This window comes from Prauserella muralis, assembly GCF_003202285.1.
In the GTDB taxonomy this organism is placed as follows: Bacteria; Actinomycetota; Actinomycetes; order Mycobacteriales; family Pseudonocardiaceae; genus Prauserella_B; species Prauserella_B muralis.
The window spans coordinates 657879-670471 of record NZ_MASW01000007.1 but is presented as its reverse complement, the minus strand read 5'-3'; the positions used below and the strand labels follow the sequence as shown (position 1 = coordinate 670471).

At 72.6% G+C, this 12593-nt stretch carries 14 protein-coding genes; 8 read left to right on the top strand and 6 right to left on the bottom strand.

All coding sequences use genetic code 11. The features are described from left to right. Positions 1-675: a response regulator gene (locus BAY60_RS32815; protein ID WP_112285621.1), complete on the top strand. Its 675-nt coding sequence runs from the start codon at positions 1-3 to the stop codon at positions 673-675. Positions 676-684: 9 nt separating this feature from the next. Here BAY60_RS32815 and BAY60_RS32810 read toward each other — a convergent pair whose 3' ends face one another. The 3 genes from BAY60_RS32810 to BAY60_RS32800 all read right to left on the bottom strand — a co-directional run bounded on the left by BAY60_RS32810 (position 685) and on the right by BAY60_RS32800 (position 3398). Further along, positions 685-1545, bottom strand: a complete 861-nt coding sequence (locus BAY60_RS32810) for an aminoglycoside phosphotransferase family protein (RefSeq protein ID WP_170160634.1) — start codon at positions 1543-1545, stop codon at positions 685-687. Positions 1546-1580: 35 nt separating this feature from the next. Next, entirely contained in the window at positions 1581-2885 is a 1305-nt protein-coding gene (locus BAY60_RS32805; RefSeq protein WP_112285258.1) for an amino acid deaminase, read from the bottom strand. A 153-nt stretch (positions 2886-3038) separates the two neighbouring features. After that, positions 3039-3398, bottom strand: coding sequence for a DUF1844 domain-containing protein (locus tag BAY60_RS32800; RefSeq protein WP_112285257.1), 360 nt, complete (start codon positions 3396-3398; stop codon positions 3039-3041). 230 nt (positions 3399-3628) lie between these two features. Here BAY60_RS32800 and infC point away from each other — a divergent pair, with 230 nt between their 5' ends. From infC to pheT, 6 genes are all read left to right on the top strand, one after another. Next, complete coding sequence (gene infC, locus BAY60_RS32795; protein WP_112285256.1) at positions 3629-4234, top strand: translation initiation factor IF-3; 606 nt, start codon at positions 3629-3631, stop codon at positions 4232-4234. Positions 4235-4368: 134 nt separating this feature from the next. Continuing rightward, positions 4369-4563 carry a 50S ribosomal protein L35 gene (gene rpmI / locus BAY60_RS32790; protein ID WP_112285255.1) on the top strand — a complete coding sequence of 65 codons (195 nt, stop codon included), beginning with the start codon at positions 4369-4371 and terminating at the stop codon, positions 4561-4563. A gap of 78 nt (positions 4564-4641) precedes the next feature. Continuing rightward, positions 4642-5019, top strand: a complete 378-nt coding sequence (gene rplT / locus BAY60_RS32785; protein ID WP_112285254.1) for a 50S ribosomal protein L20 — start codon at positions 4642-4644, stop codon at positions 5017-5019. 29 nt (positions 5020-5048) lie between these two features. Beyond that, a complete protein-coding gene (locus BAY60_RS32780; protein WP_211330543.1) occupies positions 5049-5825 on the top strand; it encodes a TrmH family RNA methyltransferase in 777 nt (258 codons plus the stop codon). Between the two features lie 94 nt (positions 5826-5919). Continuing rightward, a complete protein-coding gene (gene pheS, locus BAY60_RS32775) occupies positions 5920-6987 on the top strand; it encodes a phenylalanine--tRNA ligase subunit alpha (protein WP_112285253.1) in 1068 nt (355 codons plus the stop codon). Continuing rightward, complete coding sequence (gene pheT, locus BAY60_RS32770) at positions 6987-9584, top strand: phenylalanine--tRNA ligase subunit beta (RefSeq protein WP_112285252.1); 2598 nt, start codon at positions 6987-6989, stop codon at positions 9582-9584. The genes pheS and pheT overlap by 1 nt, the downstream gene beginning before the upstream one ends. On the opposite strand, the gene BAY60_RS32765 is transcribed toward pheT, so the two are convergent. The 3 genes from BAY60_RS32765 to BAY60_RS32755 are packed head-to-tail and all read right to left on the bottom strand — an operon-like array spanning position 9502 to position 11409. After that, positions 9502-10125, bottom strand: coding sequence for a DUF4262 domain-containing protein (locus tag BAY60_RS32765; protein ID WP_112285251.1), 624 nt, complete (start codon positions 10123-10125; stop codon positions 9502-9504). The two genes, pheT and BAY60_RS32765, sit on opposite strands and share 83 nt — an antisense overlap. Further along, entirely contained in the window at positions 10091-10816 is a 726-nt protein-coding gene (locus BAY60_RS32760; RefSeq protein WP_112285250.1) for a DNA alkylation repair protein, read from the bottom strand. Before BAY60_RS32760 ends, BAY60_RS32765 begins: the two co-directional genes overlap by 35 nt. Then, on the bottom strand, positions 10813-11409 hold the full coding sequence (locus tag BAY60_RS32755) for a DUF4240 domain-containing protein (protein ID WP_112285249.1): 597 nt from the start codon (positions 11407-11409) through the stop codon (positions 10813-10815). The genes BAY60_RS32760 and BAY60_RS32755 overlap by 4 nt, the downstream gene beginning before the upstream one ends. A 151-nt stretch (positions 11410-11560) precedes the next feature. Here BAY60_RS32755 and argC point away from each other — a divergent pair, with 151 nt between their 5' ends. Beyond that, entirely contained in the window at positions 11561-12589 is a 1029-nt protein-coding gene (gene argC, locus BAY60_RS32750) for an N-acetyl-gamma-glutamyl-phosphate reductase (protein ID WP_112285248.1), read from the top strand. Positions 12590-12593 lie beyond the last annotated feature (4 nt).

The following is a 12593-nucleotide window of genomic DNA, read 5'->3' as shown; positions in this document are numbered from 1 at the left end:
GTGATCAGCGTGCTCGTGGTGGAGGACGACCCGGTCGCCGCCGACGCGCACCGGGAGTACGTCGAGCGCGTGCCCGGCTTCACGGTCGTCGGCGTCGTGCACGCGGGCAACGAGGCCGTCCGGTTCTGCGCTCGCGATTCCGTCGATCTGGTGCTGCTTGACTTCTACCTGCCCGACACTCACGGGCTCGCCGTGTGCCAGGCGCTGCGTGCGGCGGGCTCCACCGCCGACGTGATCGCCGTGACCTCGGCCCGTGACCTCGCCGTCGTCCGCGCGGCCGTGTCCGCCGGCGTGGTGCAGTATCTGCTGAAGCCGTTCACGTTCGCGTCCCTGCGCGACAAGCTGGAGCGCTACGCCCAGTTCCACGACCGGGCCGCCCGCTCCGGCGAGATCAGCGGGCAGGCCGATGTGGACCGGATGCTCGCCACGCTGCGCAGCCCCGACCACGGCTCGCTGCCGAAGGGCATGAGCGGCGCGACCCTCGACGCGATCAGCGCCGTGCTCGCCGAGGCCACCGACGGGCTGTCCGCCGCTGCCGTCGCCACGGCCACCGGGGTCTCACGTGTCACGGCGCGCCGCTACCTGGAGTACCTCGCCGACAGCGGGCTCGCCGAGCGCCGCCCGCACTACGGCAGCGTCGGCAGGCCCGAGGTGCGTTACACGCCGGTGTCCTGACACCGCGCCTCAGGCGGCGATGGCCAGCAACGCCCTGGCGCGCTCGCCGTCCGCGCCCAGCGCCGCCGCGGCGGCGAACGCCGTGCACCAGCGCCACAGCCGGCCGGGATCGGCGTCCAGCCGCGCTGCCAGGTCCCGCGCCCGCTCCCGCCAGGCGGAGGCCGGGCCCGTGAACACCCAGTCGATCGCGTCGGAGGCCGGATCGCCGAGACACGGCCGTGGGTCGATCGCCACCAGTCCGCGCTCCGGCCCGCCGTCGAGCACGTTGCCGGGGTGCAGATCGCCGTGCAGCAGCACCGGGGGCACCGGGTCGGCGGCGAGCGCCCGCGCGAGGGCGTGGCCGCGCTCCAGCAGTGCCACCAGCGCGGTGTCCGCCGCATGGCGGCGCAGCCACAGCCGGAACAGCAGATCCACCCGTTCCGGCTGCGGCGGGACGTCGATCGGCGGCACGGCGTGCAGTGCGCGGATCAGCTCCGCGACGGCGTCCAGGCCGGGGTTCGCGCCCAGGCCGGCGAGCGTCGCCTCGCCCGGGACCGCTTCGAGCAGCACCGCGCCCGCCCGCGCGTCGTGTCCCCAGAGTCCGGGCACCCGGCCCGACGGCTGCCAGGCACGCAGCGCCCGCGCCTCGGCGTCGGCGATCGCGGGCTCGGGAGTGAGCTTGAGGATCGCCGCCGTACCGTCGGCGCGCACGCAGCGCAGGACGAGCGAGGTGTTGCCGGTGCCGACCGGCTCGCCGAGCGCCAGTGCCCAGCGGGCCGCGAGCGCGGTCAGCGTCGCGGGGACCTGCTGCCACCACCTGCCGACCGCCGGCCCGAAGCGGCGCACCAGCCGGTCCTTCGTCGCCGTGGCGACCGGCGAGGTGAGGTCCACACCGGGAAGCCTAGAGGTCGTGCGTCCGCCCGCGGTCAGAAGTAGGTGCGCACGAAGTCGACGACCGTCTCGCCGTCCTCGCCGACCACGGGCAGCAGCGCCCACTTGTCGAACACGGTGCACGGATGCGAAAGACCGAGGCCCACCCAGTCGCCGACCTCCAGCGGCGAGTCCGGCGGCAGGGCCACGAACGCGTGCTGGTCGTTGAGCTTGGTGACCGTGTGCCCGGCGAGGCGCTCCGGCGGCCCTCCGCGGGCGGCGCGGCGCAGCTGCGGCTCGGGCAGGCCCGCGTCGAACGAGGCGTCCCGCCTGCCCAGCGTCAGCAGTGCCAGCCCCGGTTCCGGCCGTGACGTGACGTGCGCCCAGGCGCGCAGGGCGGAGCGCAGGGCCGCACCGTTCGAGCGGGGGGTGTCGCCGAGCGGGGACACGGCGCGGTAGGCGCCGTCGTCGTGGGTCAGGTAGGCGCCACTGCGCAGCACCGGCAGCACGTCCAGCCCGGCGGGCCAGCCGTTGGTGAGCCCGTCGGCGACCACGTCGAAGTAGGCGCTGCCGCCCGCGGTGACGAGCACCCGCGGCACGTTCCGGAAATGGCCGGCCTCGGCCAGCGTGACCGTCAGCGCTCGCAGACCGTCGAGATAGGACCCGATCCGGCGCAGGGACGCGGGCGTGGCGTCGCCGGCCAGTACGCCCTCGTAGCCGCCGGTGCCCGCGAGCCGCAGCACCGGGCTCGCGGCCACCGCGTCGGCGATCGAGAATGCCGTCGCCGTGTCGCGCACACCGCTGCGCCCGCCCTCGGCGCCCAGTTCCACGAGCACGTCGACCGGCCGGACCGCGTCCGCGAGCGCTTCGGTCATCAGCTCCACGCCGCGCACCGAGTCGACCCAGCAGCAGAACTCGAAGGCCGGGTCGTCCGCCAGTTCGACGGCGAGCCAGCGCAGCGCGGCCGGGTCGACGAGCTGGTTGGCCAGCAGCACCCGCGACACGCCGAAGGCGCGGTAGACCCGTAGTTGTGCGGCGTTGGCCGCGGTGATTCCCCACGCGCCGTGGTCGAGCTGGCGCGCGAACAGCTGCGGCGCCATGGTCGTCTTGCCGTGGGGTGCGAGCGCGACGCCGTGGTCGTCGCACCAGGCCGCCATGGTGCGCAGGTTGTGCTCCAGCGGCGCCGACTCCAGGACCACCATGGGGCCGACGAAGCCACTGGTGAACAGGTTGGGCCTGGTGGCGGCCGCATCGCCGAGGGTGCGTCCCCACAGCGCCGACGACAGGCCCTTGAACCGCCAGTCCAGCCGCTCGTCGCGCAACTCCCGCAGTGCGGAGGCGTCGATCGTGCCAGGCTTCATCGCGAGAGCTCCGTTGCGGTAGATGGAACGCTCATTGCGTTCAGTGCACCACCCACATCTAGCACCGAGGCAGGGAGCCGGTCAACGCCGCACCACGCTCCCCAATGCGGCATTGGTGGCGCTCAACGCTACGAATGTGGCATTGGGGAGCGGTCAGTACACCGGGCCCGTGTACTTCTCGCCGGGGCCCTGGCCGGGGGCGTCCGGCACCGCCGAGGCCTCGCGGAAGGCTCTCTGCAGCGACTGCAGGCCGTCGCGCAGCGGCGCGGCGTGCAGGCCGAGGTACTCGCCGGACGCGGTGACCAGCCCGGCGAGGGCGGTGATGAGCCTGCGGGCCTCGTCCAGGTCGCGGTGGGGGCTGCGCTCGGGCTCGTCCTCGGCGAGGCCGAGCCGCTCGGCGGCGGCGGAGAGGAGCATGACGGCGGCCCTGCTGATGACCTCGACGCTCGGGATCTCGTGCAGCTCGCGGACGTCCGGGGAATTCTCGGGCTGCTGTGAAGCGTTATCCACCACGTCTGGTACCCTTCCACGTGCGACCAGCCCCCGAGCGATCGGGGGCCGCAAGTGGAGCCCCGCTCCCACCCGAGTCGCCGCCCGACTACGACAGGCGGCCGGGTCCGGTCCCGCGGCAGCGGGCGGTCAGCCGCCGTCGTTGCCGTGGAGCACCTGGCAAGGCCAGGTGCCGATCGGATTGAGGGCCCCGCTCACGGGTACGACAGTACTTGTGCCGGGGCCCGTGGTATGTGGGCACCAGGTCGAGACAAGAAGAGCGACACTTGGACCAAGGAGGCCCCATCAGCTCCGAGACGCGCATCAACGAGCGCATCCGTGTTCCCGAGGTTCGCCTCGTGGGACCGAACGGTGAGCAGGTCGGCATCGTCCGGATCGAGGACGCGCTGCGGCTCGCCCAGGAAGCCGACCTCGACCTCGTCGAGGTCGCCCCGCAGGCACGCCCGCCCGTGGCGAGGCTCATGGACTACGGCAAGTTCAAGTACGAGAGTGCCCAGAAGGCCCGTGAGTCCCGCCGGAACCAGCAGCTGACCGTCATCAAGGAACAGAAGCTGCGTCCCAAGATCGACCCGCACGACTACGAGACGAAGAAGGGACACGTGTCCCGCTTCCTCGCGGCTGGTAACAAGGTCAAGGTGACGATCATGTTCCGTGGGCGTGAGCAGTCCCGCCCGGAGCTCGGCTTCCGGCTGTTGCAGAGGCTCGCCGACGACGTGTCCGAGCTCGGGTTCATCGAGTCGTCGCCGAAGCAGGACGGCCGCAACATGATCATGGTGTTGGCGCCCCACAAGAAGGCGAAGTCGAAGGCGAGCAAGCAGGCCGAGAAGGCCGAGTCGTGACGACCGGCGCCGGCCGGTAACACGGGCGGGGAGACCCGCCGCGATGTGGTGTCCAGCGGACCGCGGCGCGACATCGCAGACAACCAGCGCAGCACACCGCCCCGCGGTGTGCTGCCGTCTGAAAGAGAGAAGCAATGCCGAAGAACAAGACGCACAGCGGGATGTCGAAGCGCGTCCGCCTCACCGGCAGCGGCAAGGTCCGCCGCCAGAAGGCCGGCCGCCGTCACCTGATGGAGAAGAAGTCCAGCAGGGTCACCCGCCGGCTCGAGGGCACCACCGAGGTCGCCGCGCCGGACGTGCGCCGCGTCAAGCGACTGCTCGGTCGCTGACCGCCCAGAACTCGCCGTAACCACCCGGGGCGCCCCGAGACCCGACACCGCGCCCCCCGAGACCGACAGGATGGACCCGTGGCACGCGTCAAGCGGGCGGTCAACGCCCAGAAGAAGCGTCGCGCAACTCTCGAACTGGCCAGCGGCTACCGCGGCCAGCGTTCGCGGCTGTACCGCAAGGCCAAGGAGCAGACGCTCCACTCGCTCAACTACGCCTACCGGGACCGCCGTGCCCGCAAGGGTGACTTCCGCCAGCTGTGGATCACCCGCATCAACGCGGCGGCCCGCCAGAACGGCGTCACCTACAACCGGTTCATCCAGGGCCTGAAGGCCGCCGGTGTGGAGGTCGACCGCAAGATCCTGGCCGAGCTGGCGGTGAACGACCCCGAGGCGTTCACGTCGCTGGCCGAGGTCGCCAAGCAGAACATCCCCGCCGACGTCAAGAAGTCGGCCTGATCGCCAGCGACGACCGGCCCGGGGATGTCTTGGTCCGTACGCACAAGACACCCCGGGTCGCCGCCGCCCGGCGGCTGACCACCCGCTCCGGCCGGGACGACGCCGGCCGCTTCCTCGCCGAGGGAGCCCAGGCCGTCCGTGAGGCCCTGCGTCACGGACAGGTGCACGAGGTCTTCGTCACCGAGGCCGCCACCGAGCGGCACCGGGACCTCGTCGAGCAGGCGCCCGCGGTGACCTTCGTCAACCAGCGGGCCGCCGAACTGCTCTCCGAAACCGTGACCCCGCAGGGCATCGTCGCCGTCTGCGACCTGGTCACCGTGCCGCTCGCCACCGCGCTGGCGGGGCGCCCGCGACTGGTGGCCGTGCTCGCCGGCATCGCCGATCCGGGCAACGCCGGCACCGTGCTGCGGGTCGCCGACGCGGCCGGAGCCGACGCGGTGGTCTTCGCGGGGGACGCCGTGGACGTGCACAACGGCAAGTGCGTCCGCGCCTCCACCGGCAGCCTCTTCCACCTGCCCGTCGCCAGGGAACGAGACGTGGCCGCCGCGCTCGCGGCCTGCTCGCGGGCCGGGCTGCGCGTCGTCGCCGCCCACGGCCACGCCGAGCACGACCTGCGCACGGCGACCGGGCTCGGGGAGCCGACCGCGTGGCTGTTCGGCAACGAGGCACACGGCCTGCCCGCCGACGTGCTCGCACTCGCCGACGACGTGGTGCGGGTTCCGCTGTTCGGCAAGGCGGAGAGCCTGAATCTGGCCACCGCCGCCGCCGTCTGCCTGTACGCCAGTGCGCTGCGGAATCGGCCCTGACCCAGGGTGACGGACACCGATCACCTAGAATCCACCTCGTCAATCGCCCACGTACGCGTGGGATCTCCAGACCGTCAGCGGACGCCGAGGAGCCATGTCCGGAGCCAACGACAAGCAAGAGCCGGAGTCGGCGGACGCGCTCGCGCCCGCGACGCTGGAGGCCGCCGTCACGGCGGCGAAGGAGCAGTTCGCCGCGGCCACGGATCTGGACGGCCTTGCGGGTGTCAAGCCCGCGCACCTCGGTGACTCGTCTCCGCTGCTGCGTGCGCGCCGCGCGATCGGTGCCCTGCCGAAACCGGAGAAGGCCGACGCGGGCAAGCGCGTCAACGAGGCACGGCAGGAGATCCAGGCCGCCTACGACTCCCGGCTGGCCACGCTGCAGGCCGAGCGTGACGAGCGCGTCCTGCGCGAGGAGGCCGTCGACGTCACGCTGCCGTGGGACCGGGTGCCCCGGGGCGCCCGGCACCCGATCACCACCATCGCCGAGCGTGTCGCCGACGTGTTCGTCGGCATGGGCTACGAGGTCGCCGAAGGGCCGGAGCTCGAGGCGGAGTGGTTCAACTTCGACGCGCTGAACTTCGGCAAGGATCACCCGGCCCGCCAGCTGCAGGACACCTTCTACGTCGGGGACGAGGACTCCAACCTCGTGCTGCGCACCCACACCTCGCCGGTGCAGGCGCGCGCACTGCTGCACCGCGACCTGCCCGTCTACGTCGTCTGCCCGGGCCGCACCTTCCGCACCGACGAGCTGGACGCCACGCACACCCCGGTGTTCCACCAGGTGGAGGGCCTCGCCGTGGACAAGGGCATCACGATGGCGCACCTGAAGGGCACGCTCGACGCCTTCGCCAAGGCCATCTTCGGCGAGGAATCGGGCACCCGGTTCCGGCCGCACTTCTTCCCGTTCACCGAGCCGTCGGCCGAGGTCGACGTGTGGTTCCCGGAGAAGAAGGGCGGCGCGGGCTGGGTCGAGTGGGGCGGCTGCGGCATGGTCAACCCCAACGTGCTGCGCGCCTGCGGTGTCGACCCGGAGGTCTACTCGGGGTTCGCGTTCGGCATGGGCCTGGAGCGCACCCTGCAGTTCCGCAACGGCATTCCCGACATGCGTGACATGGTGGAGGGCGACATCCGGTTCACCCTTCCCTTCGGAACGGAGGCGTAGTGCGAGTCCCCGTCAGCTGGCTGAAGGAGCACCTCGAGCTCAGCGACGACGTCACGGCGGACGAGCTGGTCGACGCCTTCGTGCGCATCGGGATCGAGGTCGAGGGCGTCGAGCGCGTCGGTGAGGTCACCGGCCCGCTCGTGATCGGCCGGGTCGTCGAGTTCGAGGAGCTGACCGACTTCAAGAAGCCCATCCGCTACTGCCGCGTCGAGGTCGGGGACCAGGCGCACGCCGCGGAGGACGCGGAGGACTCCCCGGAGGCCGAGGACACCGAGACCGACCGGGACGCCGGGGACACGGCCACCGAGGCGGAGGACGACGAGGACGTCGACCCGACCCGCCCGCGCACGAACGGCATCATCTGCGGCGCCACCAACTTCGCCGAGGGGGACCTCGTCGTGGTGGCGTTGCCCGGTGCCGTGCTGCCCGGCGGCTTCGCCATCTCCGCGCGCAAGACGTACGGCCACGTCAGCGAGGGCATGATCTGCTCGGCCCGCGAACTGGGGCTCGGCGAGGACCACACCGGCATCCTCGTGCTGCCGTCCGGCACGGCGAGTCCCGGCGACGACGCCCGCGAGGTGCTCGACCTCGCCGACACCGTCCTGGAGCTGGCGCCGACGCCCGACCGCGGGTACACGCTCTCGGTCCGCGGGCTGGCCAGGGAGCTGGCGTGCGCGCTCGACGCGCCGTTCGGTGACCCGGCCAAGATCGAGGTGCCCGCCGCCGACGAGGACGCCTGGCCGGTCCGCATCGAGGACCCGGCAGGCTGCCACCGGTTCGTGCTCCGCCGGGTCACCGGCCTGGACGCGGGCGCGCCGACGCCGTGGTGGATGCGCCGCAGGCTGCTGCTCGCGGGCATGCGCTCCATCTCGCTGGCCGTGGACGTCACCAACTACGTGATGCTGGAGCTCGGCCACCCGCTGCACGCCTTCGACACGGGCTCGGTCAAGGGCGATCTCGTGGTGCGCAGGGCCAAGCCGGGGGAGAAGCTGGTCACTCTCGACGACGCCGAGCGCGCGCTCGACCCGGACGACGTGGTGATCGCCGACGACAGCGGCGTGATCTCGCTCGCGGGCACCATGGGCGGCGCCGGCACCGAGATCAACGACGACAGCACCGACGTGCTGCTCGAGGCCGCCCACTGGGACCCGGCGTCGATCAGCCGCACGGCCCGCAGGCACAAGCTGTTCTCCGAGGCGGCCAAGCGGTTCGAGCGCTTCACCGACCCGCAGCTGTGCGCGGTGGCGGTCGAGCGGGCCGCGCGGTTGCTGCGCCAGTACGGCGACGGCAGCATCCGGCCTGGCCGCACGGACGAGGGCGAGCCGCCCCAGCCCGAGGCCATCACCATGCCGATCAGCCTGCCCGACCAGGTGGCCGGCGTGCGCTACGAGCGCGGTGTCACCGTGCGCAGGCTCACCCAGATCGGTTGCAAGATCGCCGTCGGCACCGCCGACGACGGCACCGCACTTGTCACGGCCGTGCCGCCGAGCTGGCGCGGGGACCTCGTTCAGCCTGCCGACCTCGTGGAGGAGGTGCTGCGGCTGGAGGGCTACGACAGCATCCCGTCCACGCTGCCGCCCGCCCCCGCGGGCCGCGGCCTCACCGATGCGCAGCGCCGCCGCCGGGCCGTCTCGCGGGCGCTCGCCGAGGCCGGGTTCGTCGAGGTGCTGCCGTTCCCGTTCGTACCGGGTTCGGTGTGGGACGCCTTCGCGCTGCCGGAGGACGACCCGCGCCGCCGCACCCTCGCCGTGCGCAACCCGCTGGAGGCGGACAAGAACCAGCTCGCCACCACGCTGTTGCCCGGGTTGCTGGAGACGATGCAGCGCAACATCGCCCGGGGTTTCCGTGACCTCGCGCTGTTCCACATCGGCCAGGTGGTGTTGCCCGGCGAAAAGCACGGACACGCCCCGGACCCCGGCGTCGAGCAGCGGCCGGGCGACGAGGAGCTCGCCGCCCTGGAGCAAGCGGTGCCCGACCAGCCCGTGCATGTCGCCGCGGTGCTCTCCGGCTATCGCCGCCGCCCCGGCTGGTGGGGCGAGGGCGAGCACGCGAGCTGGGCCGACGCCGTGCAGGCCGCCCGCACCGTGGCCGAGGCCGCGGGCGTCGAGGTGCGCACCGAGGCGGCGGACCTGCTGCCGTGGCATCCCGGTCGGTGCGCGCGGTTGCGTGTCGGCGACTGGCCGGTGGGACACGCGGGTGAGCTGCACCCCAAGGTGATCGAGGCGCTCGGCCTGCCGAAGCGCACGGTCGCCATGGAACTCGACCTCGACGCGATCCCGCTGCTCGACAACCGGCCCGCCCCGTCGATCTCGCCGTTCCCGCCGGTGCTGCTCGACGTCGCGCTCGTCGTCGACGCCACCGTGCCCTCCGCCGAGCTGGCGGACGCACTGCGCCGGGGCGCCGGTGAGCTGCTGGAGGAGGTCGCCCTGTTCGACAGCTACACCGGCGAGCAGGTCGGTGAAGGCAAGCGGTCGCTGGCGTACAAGCTGCGCTTCCGCGCGCCCGACCGGACACTCACCGTCGAGGAGGCCACTCAGGCCCGCGACGCCGCGGTGGCGGCCGCGACCGAGCGGTTCGGTGCCGTCCTGCGCGGCTGACCGCGCGCGCACCGTCCGGCGGCCCGTGCCGGCGGGCTGCCCGGTGCGGGATCATCGACGGCCTCCCGGCGGTGTCCCGAGCACCGGCTGCAGACCGGGCGGCAGGGTGTAGCCGGCGTCCCACGGGAAACGGCCGTGCCGGTCGTCGTACACCGCCTGCCAGGCGGGGATCGGCGGACCGTCCGGATTCGCGGTAGCGCCGGTTGGCCCACAGCAGGTGCTCGGAGGAGTCGCGCACCGGCACCAGCCAGACCCGGTGTGCCGTCGCCTCGAAGCCGACCGGGGCCCCGGTGCCCAGCATGCCCTCGACGCGGAAGCGCCTGGCCAGCTCGTTGAGTGCGTACGCCGTGGTGTCCTGCGTCGTGCCGAACATGATCAGTTCCGGATTGCCGTGCTCGGTCAGGCCGATCGTGTACCCGAACGGCGGGTGTCCGTCCTCGCCGTGGACGTAGGTGACGGCCCAGCCGAGGCGTTCGATCGTGGCCCGCAGCCAGGCGTCGTGCTGGTCATGGACGTGGGTGATGAACTCCGGTGTCTCCATGCTGTGTCTCCCCCAGGTGTTTGAGTGCTTCGGTGCGGGACAGCGGTGCGAGGTCCGGGTGAGCCGTGACGAACGCGCGGACCCACTGCGGGCTGGTGCGGGAGTACTGGCGCAGCGCCCACCCGATTGCCTTGCGCAGAAAGAAGTCCCCGTCGGCGAGGCTCGCCTCGATGCAGGAGGCCAGTAGACCGGTGTCGGTCTCCGCCTTGGATCCGATCTGGCAGATCACCGCCGCCCGGCGTTTCCAGCGGTCGGAGTCGTGGGCCCACGCCCGGATGGCGGGCTCGACCGCGTCCGGGAAGGCCCGCAGGAGCGGGCCGACCCGGTGGATGGCGACCTCGTCGACGAAGTCCCACCACGCGCCGGTGACGATCAGTTCCTCGTACAGCGGCAGCAGATCCGGCGCCTGCCAGCGGGCGTAGGCGCGGTAGCCGGTGAGGTCGATGGCCAGGTAGCGCTCCTCGCGGTAGGCCGCCTCCCTCCAGAGCCTGCGCACGGCCGCGAGCCACGCGTCCCTGCCGGGCAGCGGGTGCTCGGCGAACAGCCGGGTCGCCAGCCGTTGCCGCGAGGGCTTCTGGACGCCCCGGAACGGCAGCTCGGACTTCATGTAGCGGCGCATGTCCGGGGCCTTCGCCGGGTCGGCGAGCTCCGCGAGGCCGGCCCTGACCGCGTCGACCAGGGACGTCGTCATCGCAGCACCGCCCCGTTCACGAAGGCCGCGAGCGCGTCCGCTCCCGGCGGGACGCGTTCCCGGACGAGCCGCGGGTAGCGCCGCCGCAGCGCGGCGAGGTCGTAGGTCGGAGGGTCGCCCGGCGGCGGGTCCGGAGGATCGACGTCACCGAGCAGCAGGTCGAGGGTGGCCGTGAGCTCCATGTCCTCGTCGATGTAGAGCAGATCCCTGGTCAGGTCGATGAGGAGTCCGCCCGCCTGCAGATCCACGCGCTGGATCCGGAACTCGGCGAGCGCGTCGGGCTCGGCGAGCACCCGGCGGTACGTGCGGCGGCCCTGCAGGACCAGCCACGCGACGCCGTCGTGGAACCGGTCGTGGTCGGCGCCGCCGAGCGCGAGGCCGAACGCGGTCCACAGGTCCCAGCGGTGTGCCCGGGCGTGCACGCCGGCCAGTGCGTGCTGGAAGCCGATGATGTCGGCGAGCGGACGGTCGCCGAGCAGGTGCTCGAGGACGGCGATCGTCTGGACCGCGTCCGTGCCGTCGTCGATGCCCGAGTGCCGGCGCCGCCGTCTGCGTGCCGTCCGGATCAGGCTCCAGAACTCGTGTTCTCGCATGGTGCCCCCAGGAGACGAGGAGTGGTGCTGACGCGGGCGACGTTAGGCGGACGGTCCGACAGTTTCCGGGTATCGCGCTACCTGTTCACCTGATCGGGTGCGCCGGGAAACCGGTTTGATTGGATTTTCGTCGTCATGCATAATCATTCGTATGACGGTCAAGGTCGCGGTGGCGGGCGCCACCGGCTACGCGGGCGGCGAACTGCTGCGCCTCCTGCTCACGCATCCCGACGTCAGTATCGGCGCGCTCACCGCGGCGAGCAGCGCGGGCACCCCGCTCGGGCAGCTCCAGCCGCAGCTCGTGCCGCTCGCCGACCGCGTCGTCGCCGAGACGTCGGCGGAGACGCTGGCCGGCCACGACGTGGTGTTCCTCGCCCTGCCGCACGGGCACTCCGGCGAGCTTGCCGCGCGCCTCGGCGACGACGTGCTCGTGGTGGACATGGGTGCCGACCACCGCCTCGGCGAGGCCGCCGACTGGCAGCGCTGGTACGGCAGCGAGCACTCCGGCGTCTGGCCGTACGGCCTGCCCGAGCTGCCCGGAGCCCGCGAGCGGCTGCGCGGCAGCAGGCGCGTCGCCGTCCCGGGATGCTTCCCGACCGGCGGCTCGCTGGCACTCGCACCGGCGTACGGCGCCGGGCTCGCCGAGCCCGACGTCACCATCGTCGCCGTCACCGGCACGTCCGGCGCGGGCAGAAGCCTCAAGCCGCACCTCCTCGGTTCGGAGGTGATGGGCTCGGCCAGCGCGTACGGCGTCGGCGGAGCCCACCGGCACACCCCCGAGTTCACGCAGAACCTCAGCGCCGTCGCGGGCAGGCCCGTCACCGTGTCGTTCACGCCGGTGCTGGCCCCCATGCCGCGCGGCATCCTCACCACCGCGAGCGCGCCACTCGCCGCCGGGGCGGACGCCGCGGCCGTGCGCGACGCCTACGAGAAGGCCTACGCCGACGAGCCGTTCGTGCGCCTGCTTCCCGAAGGGCAGTGGCCCACGACCGCAGCCACCGTCGGATCCAACACGGTGCTGCTGCAGGTCACCGTCGACCCGGACGCAGGGCGGCTCGTGGTGGTGGCCGCCATCGACAACCTCACCAAGGGCACCGCGGGCGGTGCCGTCCAGTCCATGAACCTCGCACTCGGACTTCCCGAGACCACGGGACTTCCGATGGTTGGAGTCGCACCGTGACCAC